Annotated in this window: 19 protein-coding genes and 1 tRNA gene; 14 read left to right on the top strand and 6 right to left on the bottom strand. The window is 65.0% G+C overall.

Annotated features, from left to right (window positions below):
• The first annotated feature begins 208 nt into the window (after positions 1–208).
• Positions 209–1,012 carry an FHA domain-containing protein gene (locus tag ACTOWJ_RS28455; RefSeq protein ID WP_441338012.1) on the top strand — a complete coding sequence of 268 codons (804 nt, stop codon included), beginning with the start codon at positions 209–211 and terminating at the stop codon, positions 1,010–1,012.
• A 201-nt stretch (positions 1,013–1,213) separates the two neighbouring features.
• Here the strand turns inward: ACTOWJ_RS28455 and msrQ are convergent, their stop codons facing one another.
• Together msrQ and msrP are read right to left on the bottom strand one after the other, a co-directional pair.
• On the bottom strand, positions 1,214–1,834 hold the full coding sequence (msrQ, locus tag ACTOWJ_RS28450) for a protein-methionine-sulfoxide reductase heme-binding subunit MsrQ (protein WP_441338011.1): 621 nt from the start codon (positions 1,832–1,834) through the stop codon (positions 1,214–1,216).
• 82 nt (positions 1,835–1,916) lie between these two features.
• Entirely contained in the window at positions 1,917–2,888 is a 972-nt protein-coding gene (gene msrP / locus ACTOWJ_RS28445) for a protein-methionine-sulfoxide reductase catalytic subunit MsrP (protein ID WP_441338010.1), read from the bottom strand.
• A 192-nt stretch (positions 2,889–3,080) separates the two neighbouring features.
• Between msrP and serC the strand changes: the two genes are divergently transcribed.
• The 4 genes from serC to aroA all read left to right on the top strand — a co-directional run bounded on the left by serC (position 3,081) and on the right by aroA (position 8,044).
• A complete protein-coding gene (gene serC / locus ACTOWJ_RS28440; protein ID WP_441338009.1) occupies positions 3,081–4,166 on the top strand; it encodes a 3-phosphoserine/phosphohydroxythreonine transaminase in 1,086 nt (361 codons plus the stop codon).
• 142 nt (positions 4,167–4,308) lie between these two features.
• Positions 4,309–5,538: a prephenate dehydratase gene (gene pheA / locus ACTOWJ_RS28435; protein WP_441338008.1), complete on the top strand. Its 1,230-nt coding sequence runs from the start codon at positions 4,309–4,311 to the stop codon at positions 5,536–5,538.
• A complete protein-coding gene (hisC, locus tag ACTOWJ_RS28430) occupies positions 5,535–6,707 on the top strand; it encodes a histidinol-phosphate transaminase (RefSeq protein WP_441338007.1) in 1,173 nt (390 codons plus the stop codon). Before pheA ends, hisC begins: the two co-directional genes overlap by 4 nt.
• Positions 6,704–8,044, top strand: a complete 1,341-nt coding sequence (gene aroA, locus ACTOWJ_RS28425; protein WP_441338006.1) for a 3-phosphoshikimate 1-carboxyvinyltransferase — start codon at positions 6,704–6,706, stop codon at positions 8,042–8,044. Before hisC ends, aroA begins: the two co-directional genes overlap by 4 nt.
• Positions 8,045–8,362: 318 nt before the next feature.
• Here the strand turns inward: aroA and ACTOWJ_RS28420 are convergent, their stop codons facing one another.
• Both ACTOWJ_RS28420 and ACTOWJ_RS28415 read right to left on the bottom strand, forming a co-directional pair.
• A complete protein-coding gene (locus ACTOWJ_RS28420) occupies positions 8,363–8,983 on the bottom strand; it encodes an energy transducer TonB (protein WP_441338005.1) in 621 nt (206 codons plus the stop codon).
• Between the two features lie 194 nt (positions 8,984–9,177).
• Entirely contained in the window at positions 9,178–9,846 is a 669-nt protein-coding gene (locus ACTOWJ_RS28415; RefSeq protein WP_441338004.1) for an energy transducer TonB, read from the bottom strand.
• 195 nt (positions 9,847–10,041) lie between these two features.
• On the opposite strand from ACTOWJ_RS28415, the gene serS reads away from it, so the two are divergent.
• Positions 10,042–11,334 carry a serine--tRNA ligase gene (gene serS / locus ACTOWJ_RS28410; RefSeq protein WP_441338003.1) on the top strand — a complete coding sequence of 431 codons (1,293 nt, stop codon included), beginning with the start codon at positions 10,042–10,044 and terminating at the stop codon, positions 11,332–11,334.
• A gap of 65 nt (positions 11,335–11,399) precedes the next feature.
• Positions 11,400–11,762, top strand: a complete 363-nt coding sequence (locus ACTOWJ_RS28405; protein WP_441338002.1) for a hypothetical protein — start codon at positions 11,400–11,402, stop codon at positions 11,760–11,762.
• Between the two features lie 121 nt (positions 11,763–11,883).
• Here ACTOWJ_RS28405 and ACTOWJ_RS28400 read toward each other — a convergent pair whose 3' ends face one another.
• Positions 11,884–12,462 (bottom strand): FMN-dependent NADH-azoreductase, encoded by a 579-nt coding sequence (locus ACTOWJ_RS28400; RefSeq protein WP_441338001.1) that lies wholly within the window; start codon positions 12,460–12,462, stop codon positions 11,884–11,886.
• Between the two features lie 120 nt (positions 12,463–12,582).
• Here ACTOWJ_RS28400 and ACTOWJ_RS28395 point away from each other — a divergent pair, with 120 nt between their 5' ends.
• From ACTOWJ_RS28395 to ACTOWJ_RS28365, 7 genes are all read left to right on the top strand, one after another.
• Positions 12,583–13,596, top strand: coding sequence for a LysR family transcriptional regulator (locus tag ACTOWJ_RS28395; RefSeq protein WP_441338000.1), 1,014 nt, complete (start codon positions 12,583–12,585; stop codon positions 13,594–13,596).
• Between the two features lie 270 nt (positions 13,597–13,866).
• Positions 13,867–13,956: transfer RNA gene (locus ACTOWJ_RS28390), tRNA-Ser, on the top strand.
• Positions 13,957–14,118: 162 nt separating this feature from the next.
• Positions 14,119–14,787 (top strand): hypothetical protein, encoded by a 669-nt coding sequence (locus ACTOWJ_RS28385; RefSeq protein ID WP_441337999.1) that lies wholly within the window; start codon positions 14,119–14,121, stop codon positions 14,785–14,787.
• 208 nt (positions 14,788–14,995) lie between these two features.
• A complete protein-coding gene (locus tag ACTOWJ_RS28380; protein WP_441337998.1) occupies positions 14,996–16,000 on the top strand; it encodes a transglutaminase family protein in 1,005 nt (334 codons plus the stop codon).
• Positions 15,997–16,752 carry a hypothetical protein gene (locus ACTOWJ_RS28375; protein ID WP_441337997.1) on the top strand — a complete coding sequence of 252 codons (756 nt, stop codon included), beginning with the start codon at positions 15,997–15,999 and terminating at the stop codon, positions 16,750–16,752. The genes ACTOWJ_RS28380 and ACTOWJ_RS28375 overlap by 4 nt, the downstream gene beginning before the upstream one ends.
• Positions 16,749–17,183 (top strand): hypothetical protein, encoded by a 435-nt coding sequence (locus ACTOWJ_RS28370; RefSeq protein ID WP_441337996.1) that lies wholly within the window; start codon positions 16,749–16,751, stop codon positions 17,181–17,183. The genes ACTOWJ_RS28375 and ACTOWJ_RS28370 overlap by 4 nt, the downstream gene beginning before the upstream one ends.
• A gap of 26 nt (positions 17,184–17,209) precedes the next feature.
• Positions 17,210–17,512 (top strand): hypothetical protein, encoded by a 303-nt coding sequence (locus tag ACTOWJ_RS28365; protein WP_441337995.1) that lies wholly within the window; start codon positions 17,210–17,212, stop codon positions 17,510–17,512.
• Positions 17,513–17,854: 342 nt separating this feature from the next.
• On the opposite strand, the gene ACTOWJ_RS28360 is transcribed toward ACTOWJ_RS28365, so the two are convergent.
• The gene (locus tag ACTOWJ_RS28360; protein WP_441337994.1) at positions 17,855–18,115 is read right to left on the bottom strand and encodes a helix-turn-helix domain-containing protein; all 261 of its coding nucleotides are present in this window, start codon (positions 18,113–18,115) and stop codon (positions 17,855–17,857) included.
• Positions 18,116–18,730: the final 615 nt, after the last annotated feature.

Here is an 18,730-nt window from a genome sequence, read left to right as displayed (position 1 = left end):
ATTGTGCGGCCAGGGCGGGGCGCATCCAAGTCCGCTCGAAGTGTCTTCGCCGGTGTCGGATGAAGCGGCCGCGCGGCACCGCGCTGGTGACGATCCGTCGCAGGGCGTGTCCGATCACTGTCGTTGCGTGTGCTCGTCAGTCTTGTTCATCTAGTCGGCCGCGCACGCGGGATGTGCCCGAATCCACAACCTGCTAGATTCTTGCCGAGTGAGCGCCCTCAAACTCCGATACCCCAACCGCGAACATGGCGACCTAGCACTCAAGCCGGGTGTGCACGCCATCGGCCGCGATAGCGCCGGCCGCACCGTCCTGGTCGAGGATCCGGCCGCGGCGATCGCGCAATTCACCGTCGACCGCCGCGGCGTCTGGCTGCAGGTGCGCGAAGGCCTGCGCGGACTGCATGTCAACGGCCGGCCGGTCAAGCGCATGGCGATGCTGCGCGCGGGCGATGCGATCTTCCTCGATGGCGTGGAACTGCTGCTGGTGGCCGACAAGCCCGAGTCGGCGCCGCCGTTCGGGGTGGAGATTCCGGCCGATTCGCGCATGGTCGTGCGCGGCGTCGGCGGCATCCATCACGGCCGTTGCTACACGCTGGAGCAGCCCAAGGTGATCGGTCGCGCCGGCGACTGCGATATCCGCATCAACGAGCCGGCTTTCGCCGACCGGCACGCGCGTCTGGAAGCGCACGCCGACGGCGTGGTGCTGCGCGACGTGGGTTCGGTCGACGGCAGCGTGGTCAACGGCCAGCCGGTGCGGCATGCCTTGCTCAAACCCGGCGATCAGTTGCTGCTCGACGGCCAGCATCGCTTCGTGATCGAAGCGCCGACCCGTCAGTTCAGCGCGGCCGAAGCCTTGCAGGCGCAACTGTCCCAGGAGGCCGCGGCCAACGAAGCGCGTCCGCAGCCGCCGTCGGCGTTGCCGTCCTCGGTGCGGCGCATGCCCTGGCTGCTGCTGGCGGCGGTGGTGATGGCCGGGTTGCTGGGATTGCTGCTGCTGTACGGTGCGCGCTGAGCGCGCTTGCGCTTGAGTTGGGTGGCGGCTGGCTGTCGGGGCTGAAGCCCCTCCCACAAAAAACTTCGGACATGCGTGGCCTGGCCCGCAAAACAAAAAACGTAGAGCCGCGAGGTTTTTTGTGGGAGAGGCTTCAGCCCCGACTGCATCCGAAGGCCGGCGACCGGCCCATGCCGAAGGATTCGCAAACGGCAACCACGCTCAACGCGCTTGCGCCAGTTTCGCCCGTGTCCTGGCGTCGGCGAACTTGCGCCACAGCCGCCAACCCAGCAGCACCGCCAGGATCGCCGCATACAGCGCCGGTTCGCGGATGTCGGATTTGACCAGCCACCAGAAGTGCAGCACCGCCAGTACCGCGATCGCATAGACCAGTTGATGCAGGCGCCCCCACAGCCGGCCCAGTCGCCGCATCATCGCCTGGGTTGAGGTCACGGCCAGCGGGATCAGCAGCAGCCACGCCAGGAAGCCCACGGTGATGTAAGGGCGCTTGGCGATCTCCTCGAAGATCTGGGTCCAGTAACCCTTCAGGTCCAGCACCAGATACGCCGTCAGATGCAGGCTGGCATAGAAGAACGCGTACAGGCCGAGCATGCGCCGGAAGCGCAGCAGCACCGCCTGACCGGTGAGCTGGCGCAGCGGCGTGACCGCCAGGGCGATCATCAGCAAGCGCAAGGCCCACAGCCCCAATCGGTGCTCGATCTCGGCGATCGGGTCGGCGCCCAGTCCGCCGGTGCCGGTAAGAAACTCCTCGCGGATCTGCCAGGCCAGGATCGCGGCGGGCGTAAGCGCGAGCGCGTGAACCGCGACTTTGGCGGCGATCACACCGGGCGGGGTTCTGCGTTTCGGTGTCGGCCGCGCCGCGCGCGCGAAGGCCGCAGCCGGTGTTGCGGAATCCTCGGCCATCTCAGAACCAGGTCCGCAGGTTCATCCCCGCATACAGGCTGGCCACCTGATCGCCGTAGCCGTTGTACAAACGGGTCGGAACGCGGTCGGCGAACAGCTTGCTGCCGGTGCCGGCGATGCGGCGCTCGGTCTTCTGGCTCCAGCGCGGGTGGTCGACGTCGGGATTGACGTTGGAGAAAAATCCATATTCGCTGGGTTGCAGTTCGTTCCAACTGGTCACCGGCCGCTTTTCGACGAAGGTGATGGCGATGATCGACTTGATGCTCTTGAAGCCGTACTTCCACGGCACCACCAGCCGCAGCGGCGCGCCGTTCTGCTGCGGCAGCGGCTTGCCGTACAAGCCGGTCGCCAGCAGGGTCAGCGGATGCATCGCCTCGTCGATGCGCAGGCCCTCGCGGTAGGGCCAGTCGATCGAAGGGTAGGCGATGCCCGGCATCTGCTTGCGGTCGGCCAGGGTGGTGAAGGCGACGTACTTGGCCTTGGAGGTAGGCTCGAAGCGCTTGAGGACGTCGCCGAGCGGGACGCCCAGCCACGGAATCACCATCGACCAGCCTTCCACGCAACGCAGCCGGTAGACCCGTTCCTGCGGCGTCAGGCCCTTGATCAGATCCTCCAGCGCGAGTTTGCCGGGCTTGGCGCAAGCGCCGCCCACCGCGACCGTCCACGGGCTGGTACGCAGGGTCTTGGCCGCGCTCGACGGGTCGCCCTTGCCGGTGCCGAACTCGTAGAAATTGTTGTAGCCGGTGACGTCCTGGTAGCGGGTCAGGGGCTCGTCGGTGCGGAACCCGGCCTTGACCTGTTCCGGACTAGGCGGCGCGGCCGCGGGCGGCGGCGGGGCCTCGGCCTCGGCGCAGCCCGACAGGCCGAGCGCCGGGCTCAGGGCCAGCGCCGTCAACAGACGCCGGCGCTCGCGGTAGACGGTCTCGTCGGTGATCCGGGAGGCGGGGATTTTGAGGACTTCGCGCAACGACATGGGACGGCTCCGATAACGTGCTTTCTAAGGAAGACGGCTGTGAGACGCCGCCCGGGCGCAAGTATTCCGATACGCGGCCCGGTACCTGATAGAGGCAGCCAGGACGGCAAAAGTTGCGCAGGTAACGACACGTACACACGGTGCTGCACTGCGGCATACTGCGGGGCCCACCCCATAACCCCGGAGCCACCGATGTCCCGCGCTTTCAACTTTAGTGCCGGTCCCGCGACCCTGCCCGAATCGGTCTTGCTGCAGGCGCAGTCGGAACTGCTGGAGTGGAACAACGCCGGGGCCTCGATCGTGGAACTCAGCCACCGCGGACCGGAGTTCATCCAGGTCGCCGCCGAGGCCGAGCGCGATCTGCGCGCGCTGATGTCGATCCCGGACGATTACGCGGTGATGTTCCTGCAAGGCGGCGCGACCGCGCAGCAGGCGCTGATCGCCCTGAACTTCGCCAACCCCGGCCAGGCCGTGGATTACGTGGTCAGCGGCCACTGGGGCAAGACCGCATTGAAGCAGGTCAAGCCTTACGTCAGCGCGAACGTGGCCGCCAACGGCGAGGCCGGCGGTTTCCGCGACATTCCGGCGCGCGATACATGGAATCTGTCCAAGGACGCGGCCTACGTTCACTACACCGCCAACGAAACCATCCATGGCGTCGAGTTCCGCGACATCCCCGACACCGACAGCGTTCCGCTCGTGGCCGACTTCAGCTCCTCGATCGTGTCCGAGCCGCTGGACGTGTCCAAGTTCGGCGTGATCTACGCCGGCGCGCAGAAGAACCTCGGCCCGGTCGGCGTCAGCGTGGTCATCGTCAAGCGCGAGCTGCTCGAACGCGCCGGCCAGCCGCGCGCGGAAATCTTCGATTACCGCGCCCACGTCAAGGGCGAGTCGATGCTCAACACGCCGCCGACCTATAACTGGTATCTGGCGGGCCTGGTGTTCAAGTGGATGCTGGCCGAAGGCGGCGTGGAAGAATTCGCCAAGCGCAACGCGCGCAAGTCGGCGCTGTTGTACGGGGTGATCGACACCTCCGGCGGTTTCTATCGTAACGAAGTCGCCACGGCCGCGCGTTCGCGCATGAACGTGCCGTTCTTCCTCAAGGACGAAGCGCTCGACAAGCCCTTCCTCAAGGAAGCCGAAGCGGCGGGCTTGATCTCGCTCAAGGGCCACCGCGCCCTGGGCGGCATGCGCGCTTCGATCTACAACGCGATGCCGGAAAAGGGTGTTCAGGCGTTGGCGTCCTTCATGCAAGATTTCCAACAACGGCATGGGTGAGTAGCCGCGCTTGGCCGATGCCCTGTCGGCATCGGCCGCGGCGGCGAACGCCCGGCCATGGATGGCCGGGCCGGGCTATCCGAAGGCAGTCATGTTCCGCCAGGGATGGCATAGAAGCCCCTTCGGAAGCGATGAGACGAAAATGACCGACAAGTCCCGCAAGACCAAATCAAACACGAGCAAGCCGGCCAAGGCCGGTAAGCAGAAACCGGCCGTCGCTTCGAAGGCGGCGGTGGAAAAGAAGATCGCCAAGCCGAAACCGGCCAAGGTCGAAGACGCTTCGCCCGCCGTAGCATTGCCCGATCTGGCCACGCTGCGCGAACGCATCGACGGCATCGACCGCCACATCCAGGAACTGATCGGCGAGCGCGCGCAGTTCGCCAACCAGGTCGGCAAGGCCAAGGGCAAGCTCGCCGCGGCGGTGGATTACTACCGCCCCGAGCGCGAGGCCCAGGTGCTGCGCCGGGTGGTCGACCGCAACGACGGCCCGCTCAACGACGAAGTGCTGGTGCGGCTGTTCCGCGAAATCATGTCGGCCTGTCTGGCCCAGCAGGAGCCGCTGAAGATCGGCTTCCTCGGCCCGGAAGGCACCCATTCGCAGCAGGCGGTGTACAAACACTTCGGTCATTCGATCCACGGCCTGCCGCTGGCGAGCATCGAGGAAGTGTTCCAGGAAGTCGAAGCCGGCAGCGCCGATTTCGGCGTGGTGCCGGTGGAGAATTCCACCCAGGGCACGATCCAGTCGACCCTCGATATGTTCCTGACCTCCAAGCTCAAGATCAGCGGCGAAGTCGAGCTGCGCGTGCATCAGCATCTGCTTTCGCGCAGCGGCCGGATCGAGGACATCGAGCGCGTCTATTCGCACCCGCAGTCCTTCGCGCAGTGCAAGGCCTGGCTGCGCCAGTACCTGCCCAAGGCCGAAAAGATCGCCGTGTCGAGCAATGCCGAAGCTGCGCGCCGCGCGCGCAACGCCGACGACGCGGCGGCGATCGCCGGCGCCAGCGCGGGCAATATCTACGGCCTGCGCAATGTCGCAGGGCCGATCGAAGACAGGCCCGACAACACGACGCGTTTCTTGGTGATCGGCCGCGAACTGTTCACCCCGTCGGGCAACGACCGCACCTCGCTGCTGATCTTCATCAAGGACGAGCCGGGCGCGCTCTACAATGTGCTCTCGCCGTTCGCCAAGCGCGGCCTGAGCATGAACCGGATCGAATCGCGCCCAGGCCATACCGGCCGCTGGCAGTACGCGTTCTTCGTCGATATCGGCGGCCACGTGCAGGAGCCGGCGATGCGCGAAGCCCTGGACGAACTGCAAGAACTCGCGCACGAGGTCAAGGTTCTGGGTTCCTACCCGGTGGCGATCGCATGAGTCAGGCGGCACCGCAATCGCAGGCGTCGGCTTTCGCTGAGGCTCGCTTCAGTGAAGCCTGGTTCGCCGCGCGCGCGCAACCGGGCGTGCAGCGCCTGAAGGCTTACGATCCGGGCCATGATCTGGTGGCCCTGCGCAAGCGTTTCGGCGAGGCGAATCTGGCCGAGTTGGGTTCCAACGAAAACCCCTACGGCCCGTCGCCGGCCGCGCGCGAAGCGATCCTGGATTGCCTGCACGCGCTGCACCGTTATCCCGATCCGCTCGGCGCCGATCTCAAGCGCGCGCTCGCGGCCCGGCACGGCGTGGACGTCAAGCAGATCCAGCTCGGCAACGGTTCGCACGAGTTGTTGATGCAATTGGGACAAGTGTTCGCGGGACCGGGCGAGGATATCGTGTTCTCGCGCTACGGCTTCGCCGTGTTCGCTTTGTCGACCCAGGCCGCCGGCGCGCAGATGCGCATCGTCGAGGCGTTGCCGCGCGATGCGGCGATGGCCAACGGCCACGACCTGGGTGCGATCGCCGCGGCGATCGGCGCGGACACCAAGCTGGTGTTCCTCGCCAATCCGAACAATCCCACCGGCACCTGGTTCGGCCGCGACGACTTGGTCGCGTTCCTGGACCGGGTGCCGAGCGAAGTCATCGTGGTGATGGACGAGGCTTATGCCGAAATGGCCGAAGCCCCGGACTACGTCAGCGCGCTGAGCGTACTCGACCGTTATCCGAATCTCGTGGTGACCCGCACCTTCAGCAAGGCCTATGGTTTGGCCGGCCTGCGCGTGGGCTATCTGCTGGCGCAGCCGGGATTGGTCGCGGTGATGGAGCGTCTGCGCGAGAGCTTCAACGTCAACGGCCCGGCGCTGGCCGCGTGCGAAGCCGCGCTCGGCGATACCGATCATCTGCAGTGGGCCTGCGCGCGCAACGCCGAACAACGCGCTTGGTTGGCCGAAGCGCTGACCAAGCGCGGCCTGCGCGTGTTTCCGTCGCAGACCAATTTCGTGCTGGTCGAATTCGGCGCGCGTACGTCGCAGGTCGAAGCGGCGCTGGTCGAACGCGGGGTGATCCTGCGGCCGATGGGCGGTTATGGCTTGGCCGATTGCATCCGCATCAGCGTCGGTTCGCCCGACGAGAATCGCCGCTTGCTCGCCGCGCTCGACGAGGTGCTGGCATGAGCGCGGCCAGCGCGGATCACGGCGGCGACGCGCAACAGGCGTGGATCGCCGGCGCGGGCGCGCCGTTGCGCGGCTCGCTGCGCGTGCCCGGCGACAAGTCGGTCTCGCATCGCGCGGTGATGCTCGGCGCGCTCGCGCAGGGCGTCACCCGCGTCACCGGTTTTCTCGAAGGCGAAGACACCCGCGCCACCGCGCGGGTGTTCGAACGCCTGGGCGTGCGCATCGAAACTCCGAGCGCGAGCGAACGCATCGTCCACGGCGTCGGTCTGCACGGCCTGCGCGGCATCGATGCGCCGCTGGATTGCGGCAACGCCGGCACCGGCATGCGCCTGCTCGCCGGCGCGCTGGCGGGACAGGCCTTCGACAGCGTATTGATCGGCGATGCGTCCTTGTCCAAACGGCCGATGCGCCGGGTGACCGAACCGCTCGCGGCGATGGGCGCGCGCATCGATACGCAGCAGGGCGGTTTGCCGCCGTTGCGCATCCAGGGCGGCCGCGCCTTGCTCGGCATCGAGTACACCCTGCCGGTCGCCAGCGCGCAGGTGAAGTCGGCGCTGCTGTTGGCCGGTTTGTATGCGCGCGGCGAGACCGTGGTGCACGAACCGCATCCGACCCGCGATTACACCGAGCGCATGCTCGCCGCGTTCGGCTGGCCGATCGAGTTCTCGCCCGGCTATGCCAGGCTCAGTGGCGGCCACACGCTGCGCGCGACCGATGTCGCGGTACCGGCGGATTTTTCCTCGGCCGCGTTCTTCCTGGTCGCCGCGAGCGTGGTGCCGGGTTCGGAGCTGCTGCTCGAAGCGGTCGGCATGAACCCGCGCCGCACCGGTCTGCTGGCCGCGCTGCGGCTGATGGGCGCGGACATCGTCGAGGAAAACCCGCGCGCCGAAGGCGGCGAACCGGTCGCCGATCTGCGCGTGCGGTATGCGCCTTTGCGCGGCATCGAAGTGCCCGAAGCGCTGGTACCGGACATGATCGACGAGTTTCCGGCGTTGTTCGCCGCCGCGGCTGTCGCGCAAGGCCGCAGCGTGATCCGCGGCGCGGCCGAGTTGCGGGTCAAGGAATCGGACCGCATCGCGACCATGGCCGCCGGCCTGCGCGCGCTCGGCGCACGGATCGAGGAGACGCCGGACGGCGCGATCATCGACGGCGGCGCGCTGCACGGCGGCAGCGTCGACAGCCACGGCGATCACCGTATCGCGATGAGTCTGTCGATCGCCGCGCAATTGGCTTCGGGCGAGGTGCGCATCGGCGATGTGGCGAATGTGGCGACCTCGTTTCCGGGCTTCGAGGCCTTGGCGGCGAAGGCGGGGATGCGAGTTTCGCCCGCCGCGTAAGAATGATGTTTCAAACTGGATGCAAGCGACGGCGGCCTTGAGCCGCCGTCGTCGTTTCCGGGACTGGCTTTTTTCAGTACCGGTTACTGTTGGAGGTCTTTTGTGGGAGGGGCTTTCAGCCCCGACGCTTTTCGTTCGGATCGCGGCTTAATCTTTGGCGCGCTGGCCGAAAAAACGGCGGCCCAGGGGCCGCCGTTCTATGCGCTTGCGACTGTCAGGATGGTTCGATCACAGTTGCGTGCGGGTAAGTTACATGCGTCGTTACCGCAGTTCGCCACCATGGTCGAGGCTGGGTCGGCCTTCGGATGTGACGCGGTTTCATTGACCCGGACGAAACTCCACCGGCTGCTCCACCACCGAGGCCACTTCGCGGCCGTTGCGGGTCGCCGGCTTGAAGCGCCAGTCGCGCACTGCGAGCATCGCCGCGCGATCGAGTTCGCGCGAGCCGCTGCGGCGCGCCACCGCGACGTCGTCGGGGACGCCGTCGGCGCCGACGTTGATCCGCAGCACCACCGTGCCGGCCTCGCCGCGACGCAGCGCCGTGGCCGGGTAACGCGGTTCCGGGCTGCGGCTGGCGATCGGCCGGGCCTGGGTGGAACGCGGCTTGGCCGCCACGGCCTTGGCTTGAGCCGCCTTGGCCTTGGTCACGGCGGCTTTCTTGGCCGCATCGCTGGAGGCCACCGCGGCGTTCTGCTCCGCGCTGCCTTGGGCCGGCGGCAGGGTCACCACCGGATGCGCCGCGGCCGGCGGCGGCGGGGCCGGGCGCTTGCCGTACAGGTACCAGCCCAGGAGCGTCGCCCCGAGCAACAGCATCAGCAGCCACAGCCCGGTGCGGCCCGGCGAAGCTTCCAGCGCCGCCGCTTCCGGCGCGGCGGGGTCCGGCGGGGGCATAACGTGTTCGCGCGTATTGGGATCGATGGAATGTGATGGGTTGCTCATGCCGACCTCCTTGCGGCGATCCCCGGGGGAATGGGATCGCGGAGGGCGAGCTTCTAAGTCGCGCCGTTAGCCGATGGTGAACGCAGCGTGTATGCGGTTCAGGGGCGATTCAACGGGCGATTCGAGCGGGGCGAGGGCCAGGCCGTGGGACTGGGTGCGGACAGGCTTCAGTGGCCACGCGTTGATCGTCGCGCTTATTGCTCGGGATTGAAGGTGATCGGCACGATCACCGTATCGGCGACCGGCCGGCCGCCGCGCGTGGCCGGACGGAAGCGCCAGCCGCGCACGGCGCCGACCGCGGCGCGGTCGAGCGCGCGCGAGCCGCTGCCTTCCGCCACTTCGGCGTCTTCGATGGCGCCTTGTTCGGTCAGCCGCACGCGGATCCGCACCGTGCCGCCTTCGCCGCGGCGCAGCGACGCGGTCGGGTACTGCGGCGGGCGATTGCCCGGCAACGGCGCGGCCGGGACATGCGCTCCGCTGGGAGCGGCCGGCGCCTGCGCGGTCGGGTTCGGCAGCGATTGCGGCGGCGCCGGCGGATTGGGGTTCTCGACCAGTCGCGGCTGTTCTTCCGGCGCGCTGTCCGGAGCCGCGGCCGGCGTCGGTTGCGGCGCCGCGGGGGCGCTGCCGTCGGCGGGCGCGGGTGCCGGCAGCGGCGCGTAGAACGGCTGCGTGGCGGTCGGCGGCGCATCGCCTTCGCCGGCGCGGTAGAAGCCGTCGCTGCGATTGCGGTTGCTCGACCAGACCCAGGCGAACAGCGTCAGACCGATCGCGAACGCGCCCAGCACCCACCACCAAGCCTTGCCCGAGGGCAGCCAGGAAGCGATATCGAAGGAACGGCGCGGTGCGGGAGAAGGCGTCGACATAGGGCAGGCGGCTCGCGGGTCGGAAGGGTGACGGCGAATTCGTGATGGCGTGCATTCTGCAACGAAACGGCAGGCGCCGTCGGCGCCGTGGCGCGTCGGGACGGCGCTCCGATCGCGGCGGGCATTGGCGCGGTTCGCGAAAAAGCCGGTTTGACGCGATAATCTGCGGTTCTCCCCGCCACATCCGGCTACGTCATGCTCGATCCGAACCTGTTGCGCCAACAGCCCGGCGAACTCGCCGCCCGTCTGCACGCTACCCGCGGCTACGCCCTGGACCCGGCGGCGCTGGCGTCGCTGGAAAGCGAGCGCAAGATGGTGCAGGTGCGCACCCAGGAACTGCAGGCTTCGCGCAACAAGCTTTCCGGCGAGATCGGCAAGCGCAAGAGCAAGGGCGAGGACGTCTCCGAGCAGATGTCCCAGGTGTCGAGCATGGGCGACGAGCAGAAGCTCGGCGAGGCGCGTCTGGACGCGATCAAGGCCGAGATCGAGGCGATCGCGCTGGGTATCCCCAATCTGCCGCACGACTCGGTGCCGCTCGGCGCGGACGAGAGCGGCAATGTCGAACAGCATCGCTGGGGCACGCCGCGCGAATTCGATTTCCAGGTCAAGGATCACGTCGAACTCGGCGCGCGCCACGGCTGGCTCGACGCGGAAACCGCGGCCAAGTTGTCGGGCGCGCGCTTCACCGTGCTGCGTGGCCAGTTGGCGCGGCTGCACCGCGCGCTGGCGCAGTTCATGCTCGACCTGCACGTGGAGCAGCACGAGTACCAGGAAACCAACGTGCCGCTGCTGGTCAACGCCGATTCCATGCGCGGCACCGGCCAGTTGCCCAAGTTCGAGGACGATCTGTTCGCGACCCTGGTCGGCGAAGGCGAGAGCGCAAGCAAACGCTATCTGATCCCGACCTCGGAAGTGCCGCTGACCAATATCGTGCGCGACGAGATCGTCGAAGACGCCGCGTTGCCGCTGCGCATGACCGCGCACTCGATGTGTTTCCGCGCCGAGGCCGGCAGCGCCGGCCGCGACACTCGCGGCATGATCCGCCAGCATCAGTTCGAGAAGGTCGAACTGGTCACCATCGCCCGCCCGCAGGACAGCTACACCGAACACGAGCGGATGACCCGCTGCGCCGAAGTGGTGCTGGAAACCTTGGGCTTGCCGTATCGCCGCATGCTGTTGTGCACCGGCGACATGGGCTTCTCCGCGACCAAGACCTACGATCTGGAAGTGTGGCTGCCGAGCCAGAACAGCTACCGCGAAATTTCCTCGTGCTCCAACTGCGAGGCGTTTCAGGCCCGGCGCATGCAGGCGCGCTGGCGCAATCCGGCCACCGGCAAGCCCGAGCCGGTGCATACGCTCAACGGCTCCGGCGTCGCCATCGGCCGGGCGATGATCGCGGTGATGGAGAACTATCAGAACGCCGACGGCTCGATCACCGTGCCGCAGGCGCTGCGGCGTTATATGGGTGGGCTGGAAACCCTGGCCTGATCCTCGCGCGGGCTGTGGCCGCCGCATCGCGGCATCGCGTCACGGCTCGACAAGGAGATGGCGCAATGGGTTGGCTCAGCGATGCGTTCGCGATCGCCAGCATCGTCTTGCCGCTGCTGGCGGTGTGGATGGCCGTGCAGTTCGCGTTGTTGTATCGGGTCAATCGCAAACGCGAGCGGCCGCTGACGAATCTGGGGCTGGCCGCACGCGCGGCGCTAGGCATTGTGGTTGGCGTGCCGACCGGGTTGGCGTTGATCGCCGTGGCATGGTCGATACCGGCTTGGATCGGTGGTCCCCTGGAAGATCCTGGCGTTCTCATCACGTTGTTGTCGCTGCCGGCCGGGGCGGCGCTGGGCTTTATCGCCGGCTATCTGCTGGGCCGTTGCTGGGTGTCGCGTGCATGGATGCCAGGCCCCGCGAAACGCTGACTCATAAAAAAGCCGGGTCGGTCAGGACCCGGCGAATGCCGGCGTGGGGGAGGGAACGCCGGGCTTGGATCCGCACGTTGCATCAGGAGCTATGCGGTTACAGCGGGACAGACACGGAACATCAGGCCGCCATTCGCTGCGGCTGCGCGATCGAAGCATGCGCGGCCGCAAGCGCATCGGCACGATGCTGAGGTGAGTAAGACACACCCTCGGCACGCACGAACTCGACATCGGTCACGCCGATGAAACCAAGTACGTGACGCAGGTAGGTCTCTTGGAAATCGCTGGGCTGGCCGCTGTGCAGACCGCCGCGGCCGCTGACGATGATCGCCTTCTTGCCCTTGGCCAGGCCTTCGGGGCCCTCGGCGGTATAGCGAAAGGTCTTGCCGGCGACCGCGATCCGGTCGATCCAGGCCTTGAGCGTGGAAGGAATGCCGAAGTTGTACATCGGGGCACCCAATACGATCACGTCGGCCGCCAGGAATTGTTGCAATATGCGCTCTGATTCCTCGGTTTCGGCCGGATCGGCCTTGGCCAGGGAACGACCGGTAAGATGCGGAATCGGATCGGTGTCCAGATCGCGGTAGTCCACGGTCAGGCCCGGCAGGGTGTCCTGCCAACGAGCCGCGACCGCCGCGGACAGCTCACGGGTCACGGAATTCGCGCCCAGGGCGCTGGAATCGATATGCAGCAGCTTCATGGTGGGCCTCGTTAGGCTGGAAATCGGGCGTCGCCGCGTTGGAGCAAAGTCTGCATCGTTGCGGTCGTGGGATAAAGCTGGTTAAATATCACTCGCTGTTCTAATTGTGGAACTATCGCCATGCACGATCTCAATGACCTGTACTACTTCGCGATGGTCGTGGACCACGCCGGTTTTGCCTCCGCCGAGCGCGCGCTGGGCATTCCCAAGTCGCGTCTGAGCCGCCGTATCAGCCAGTTGGAAACCGATCTGGGCGTGCGCCTGTTGCAGCGTTCCACCCGCCGTTTCGCCGTCACCGAAGTGGGCAACAGCGTGTATCGCCACGCCCAATCGATGCTCGCCGAGGCCCAGGCGGCGCGCGAAGTGGTCGACCGGCTCAGCGCCGAACCGCGCGGGGTGATCCGGGTCAGCGTCCCGGTCGGTCTGGCCCAGCAGCAGATCCCGAAATTGCTGCCCGAGTTTCTGGCCAAGTACCCGCAGGTGCGCGTGCAATTGCACGTCAGCAACCGTCGCGTCGACATCATCAACGAGGGCGTCGACGTCGCCCTGCGCGTGCGTTCCAAGCTCGACGACGACGGCAGCCTGGTGATGCGCAGCTTCGGCCAGATCCAGGAATTGCTGGTCGCCAGCCCGAAATACCTGACCCGGATGGGCCGTCCGAGCAATCCCGACGAACTGGCCGATCACGTCACCCTCAGCGTCAGCGAGGACGATGCGCGTCAGCGTTGGGAACTGCACGGTCCCGACGGCGAGGTGCGCAAGATCGAACTCAAGCCGCGGGTGATGGGTTTCGATTTCCCGATGCTGATGGCGCTGGCCGAGCAGGGCGTGGGCATCACCCTGCTGCCGGAAACCGTCTGCGCCGAAGCCGTGCGCCGTGGCGACCTGGAAGTGGTGCTGCCCAACTGGCGCCTGCCGCAGGGCATCTTCCACGCCGTGTTCGCCTCGCGCCGCGGCCTGCTCCCGGCGGTGCGGGTGTTCATCGACTTCCTGGCCGAGAAAGCGCCGTCCTTGGTCGAATCCGCGCGCCTGCAGTGCAGCGACATCAAGGGCGGCGGCCCGTGCCCGGACAGCATCGCCGGCCGCGACGGCAAGAAAGCCGACAAGCCGGTGAAGATTTCCGCCCCGGCGTGAGACAATAGCGCGCGTCCGGCGCAAAGCCGGGTGTGCAGGGCGATGCATCGAAGCCCCTTCGCGAAACCAGGTTTCGTGTTGAGTTCCGCGCGGGATACACGGCCCGCGCCTGCAACGGAGAGATGGCCGAGTGGTTTAAGGCAGCGGTCTTGAAAACCGGCGTGCCGGTGGCGAGGGAGTAGTTAAAATATTTCTAGAACAATGGGTTAGCGGATACGACGCGAGGCTCCCACTGCACCGAGTAAGCGCCCCGTAAGCACATTGCAGAATGGTGGGTTGGCCGAGCGGTTGAAGGCACTAGTCTTGAAAACTAGCAAGGGGGTGACCCCTTCCAGGGTTCGAATCCCTGACCCACCGCCATACACAAGGGCCCCGAGCCGATAGGCTTCGGGGCTTTTTCTTTGTCTGCGGCGTCGTGAAGCTCCGATGCTATGCGTGATATTTCAGTATTTCGCACAGAATGCTTGATTTATTCGCAAACATGACTAACCATGCGTAGGCAGGTCAGACACGGAGCGCAACATGGCATTCAGAGCAGACGAAGCAGCACGAATCGGGCTTGAGGAAGTAGAGGCCTATCTCGTCCCGCGAGCGCGGGACGCTGACGAGGCACAGCGGGCGCGGAGTAGAGAGGCCTTGCGGGACATCATTGATGAGCTTGGCCCTGTGGTTGATAGCTACCCCACTTGGCACCCGCTGGTCTACAACCACGACAGCCGCCACCCGACGACGACGCCAAGCGAGCAGTGCGGCTACAAAGGTCTCGACCACACCAGATTCTTCGCCAAGGGGTTTATTACTTGCCCTTATGGCGACGGTCAGGACGTTATTGACTCGGTTGCTGCATTTCCCTATCACCCCATCGCCACGATTACGGCGGAAAAGCTGGATGTGCAGCTATACAACCCGAACGCCACTCCAATACTCGTCAAGTGCAACTGGGAAAAGTCTCTTGGCATGGATGGGATGATTCCGTTGCCCATTGCTATGCCCTTGCTCCTAGATAAGGAGATACCGTGTTGGCAGTGGGCAGAAGTCGCCGAGACGTGGGAGTCGATGCGACCCTATTTCCTCGGCAGGCCGCACGGCAGTCGGTCGTCACTTTTTGTGAGCCAAGAGACCGGGCAGGCGATAAAGAAGATCTGGAATGCCCTGATCTACACAGGGATGTTCGGCCCTATCAAAGTTTGACGGGCTATGGGTGCACGCACCGCCGGCTGGCAGCGCGTTGCGCATGCCGTGCAGGCGGCGCGTATGGCCGCACAGGCTATGCGCTACCGTCGGGGCTGGCAGGGCCGCCGGCCAGAAACGCCGGACGCGTAAGCTGGTTGGCACCTAGCCCCGATGGACAAAGGCCCAAGGGCTGGCTAGCATCGCGGAAGGATAGGGGGCATAGGGAATGCGGTCATTACTTCTCACGCTTGGCGCCATCTTCATATTCGGAATGGCGAATGTGGGCGCGGCTGCCTCCGCTCAATCAAGCAAACAACTTGCCCCGCTGCACGCGCTGTTTCAGACGCCTGAAGACCAGATCGACCTGGCCGATGCCAAGCTGACGATTGATCGCCTGATCGATCCTTCGACGGACAAGGCCGCAGTGTTGCGCGAACTCGACGCGCTGACCAAAGCCATCAAGCAGCGCACGCCTGTCGGCCTGACCAAACGCGCCGAACTGGATGTGCTGCTGGATACGCTCTATAAGCCCGGCCCCTGGAACGGCAGCAAGCCCTTTTCGTACGATCTGAACGACCCACTCGGCAAGAACCGCCAGAACAAGCTGCTGGCAACCTATCTGAGGACGCGCAAGGGCAACTGCGTGTCTATGCCGATCCTTGTTGCCATCCTGGGCCAGCGGTTGGGCTTGATCATGGCGCTGGCAACCGCGCCCGACCATGTCATGGTCAAGTTTGTGGATGACGAAGGGCGTTGGCTCAATGTCGAAGCCACCGCCGGCGGCTTCAAGGCCGACAGCAGCTATGAGCGGGAAACCGGCATCGGCCCGCTTGCCATCCAGAACGAAATCTATCTGCGTCCCTTGTCCCCGCGCGAAGCCGTTGGCGTCATGGCAAGCACCCTCATGGAGCAATACGCAGCACAGAAACGCGGGGGCGATCTGCTGGCCGTGGCCGAAATGGCCCTGGCTGCCAACCCCAAGGACACGGTGGCTATCATCCACAAGGCCAACGCCTACTACCTTCAACTTCAAGACCGCTACGTCAGCAAGTATCCCCGGCCGGTGGATATCCCCAAGGACAAGCAGGCCGACTTCCAGCGGCTGAGCCGGGAGAACCTGGCCTGGTTCTCCAAGGCCGAGGAACTGGGCTGGGCGCCCAAGACGCCCGAGCAGGAAGAAAAGTATCTACAATCCATCCAACGCGAGAAGGGGCGAGGCGGGCGACCATGAGCAAGAGCACATATCTGAAAACTGGATTTCTGGCGCTGCTGTTGGCTACGGGAAGCGCGCATGCCCGTTTCGTCTCGGGTGATCCCGTGCAGGCGAACCCAAACAACGGCGCGAACTTCAACCGCTACCACTATGCCAATAACAACCCTTATCGTTTCACCGATCCAGATGGTCGCTTGAGCCGAGGAACCGGCTTCGACGACAAACAATGGAAGAAGTTCGATCGCGCACAACAAAGTGCGGCCGGCAGCCTTGAGAAGGCTGCTGGGAAAATCACCAATGCCCTTCAAACGGGTAAGGGATTGGCTGGTGTCGAGCGGACGTTCGAGAAGAACTTCGGCGCAGGGTCTGCGACACCTGCCAACCTGGCCCAGGTGGCAGGCGATATGTCCACGATGGCATCGACCCTTCGCGACACCGGCCCCAACGCTATCCCTGCCAACGGCATGACGGCTACTGCGATGACAGCGGCCTACAGCAACATGACCCCCGATGTGCTGGCAGGTGTGCCGACCAGCGGCCCGACCCAGGTGATCGTTAATCTCAATCATTCCGGGTTCAATAGTCGCTCCGTGCTGGCGTGGGGTGTTGGGCACGAAACCGGACATGCCGCACTCGGTTATACCGACCAAAAGGTCAACGGGGTCTCGGCTTACAAATTCGGCACCCCGGCGCAGCAGCAAATCTTTCAATCTCTCCCCTCACCACAACGCCTGGTTAATCCTGACCACTTAATGGATCAGGCACGGTGAAATATCGCCTGATCTTTCTCGCGGCTGCCTTGGTAGTCGCCGGTTGCGCGACGATAGCCGCCATTCGCTGGGCACCGGACACAGACTTCACCCTGGCCATTACCGACAATCCTAGTCAGCGGCGATTCGACCTGGTGCTGATGTCCAAGGCCGTTGTCGCACTTTGTTTGTCGAAGGAAAGCTGGCCGGCCGAAGCCGGCTTGCCGGCTGGGTTCGATGGTGCGGTGTTGAACACTGCAACCGGCCCGAAAAGCTTGTTGCCGACGGGCAGTGCGTATTGCCCTGGTGGATGCGGCGAGGTGCGCATTGAGCCGGGCCAGCTAGTGCGCGGCACCATCGCCTACAAAGCCTTCGGTGATGCCGCGGCCATTGCCGCGGACGCTAATCGAACGCTGGCCTTTACGGCTCATCCCTACATCTGCGGGCGCTGATCGCTACCGCACCCTGGCAACGAACTATGAAAGGCAGCAACCAGGCGGCTCAAGGGCTAAAAACGCCGATAGTGCTCTTTGTGGCGTGCCTAGCAATCTACGCAGGCGGCGTCTATCTCACCCGCGCCTACCTTTGCCAACCTGTAGGAGCGTGGGTTCTGCTGGCCGCAGTCATGGTCGGGGCTCTTGGTTGCATTTTGCTGGGCGTTTCGGCATTTCGGCTGCGTTCTCTCTGGTGCGGCGTTAGCACCTTCGCAGCCGCTGTGATCATTGCGGTGATGTTCTTGTTTATCGGCGTGCTTACGCTCCCCGGTTGCTCCGGCGTGTAAACCTCCGATACCGACACCTCAAACCGTCAAGCAACCGGAAAACAACGACCACGGAATACGGGGGCGTTGACAGGAGCGGCAGTGGCCTTAAGGGGCGGGCGATGTTCTTGGCATCGGCTGCGTGGCTATTTGAGCCTGTAAGGCCGCCTGTTCGCCTTGGCGGCATGCTGGCGGGGTGGGTAGGGGGAAGTTTGGGGCGTGCGGCTGCGTGCAGAGGCAGTCAGGCCGCGAGGCAATTTTGCCTCCGCCTCTCGAAAGATTTAATCGGGCTGACGTCGGTGCCCTGAAAATTGCCATGACGAGGCACTCTGAGATAGATGCCTCCTTTCAGGTGCCTCTGATCTACTTGCGCGGTTTTATACGCTTGTACTCCGCCTCGGTCTCCTGGACGAGGATGGACGCAGATATGCCCAGCGCATCGGCCAGTCCAATCAGGGTGGTGATCGTAGGCTGCCTGATACCACGCTCAAGGCGTGAAACGAAGGTGCGGTCCACGCCCGCTCCGAAGGCCAAATTTTCTTGATTCAGGCCAGCGCGCGCTCGATGGCGTTGCAGTACGCCACCGAAGATCGCGCCAATGTCCTGTGGGTCCGACTTCGCCATGTGGCGAATGTCGTTTCCGTGTAGCCTATAGTCCACGGCCTATAGGCACATTGGCGGGTGCCTATGGCCGCATGACCACACGACATAGGGGAACCAATGGCTATTGTGAAGTGCAAGCAATGTGGCGGGGAGATGAGCGCGAAGGTGGATGCTTGTCCGAAGTGCGGCGCCAAACTCAAAAGGTCGTCAGGGTGCCTCCTGGTGATCCTCATGGTGTTCCTAGGCTTCGTTGTCCTAGCCCTGATTGCGCCTTTCGTGGGCAGGCGTGATGGCGCACCAACAAGCAGTACGCTTCCGTCTCGTGCGGTTGATCCAAGGGCTAAGGTGTCTCCCTACGTCTTTGAAGCCGACGATAAGGCGGACTTCCCGAAGCTTGCGCGGAAGCTCGGTTCGTCATGGTCTCGCCTACAGTCAATCCGCGAGGCGGCTGCACTGCACGTGGCGGCAAGCGAGAAGTGCGACTATGTCGAAGTGGCTGAGGCGTCAGGCTGACCTGACCTGAAAAAACTGATCCAGATCGATTGTTCATAAACTATGACCAAGGAGATTTGGACCATGCCCAAGAAGCGCTTTAGTTCCGAAGAGATCATCCACAAGCTGCGAGAGGCCGAGGTG

The organism is Lysobacter sp. CA199 (genome assembly GCF_052078715.1).
Taxonomy (GTDB): Bacteria; Pseudomonadota; Gammaproteobacteria; order Xanthomonadales; family Xanthomonadaceae; genus Lysobacter.
The sequence above is the reverse complement of the archived record's forward strand: the minus strand, read 5'-3'. Positions and strand labels throughout refer to the sequence as shown.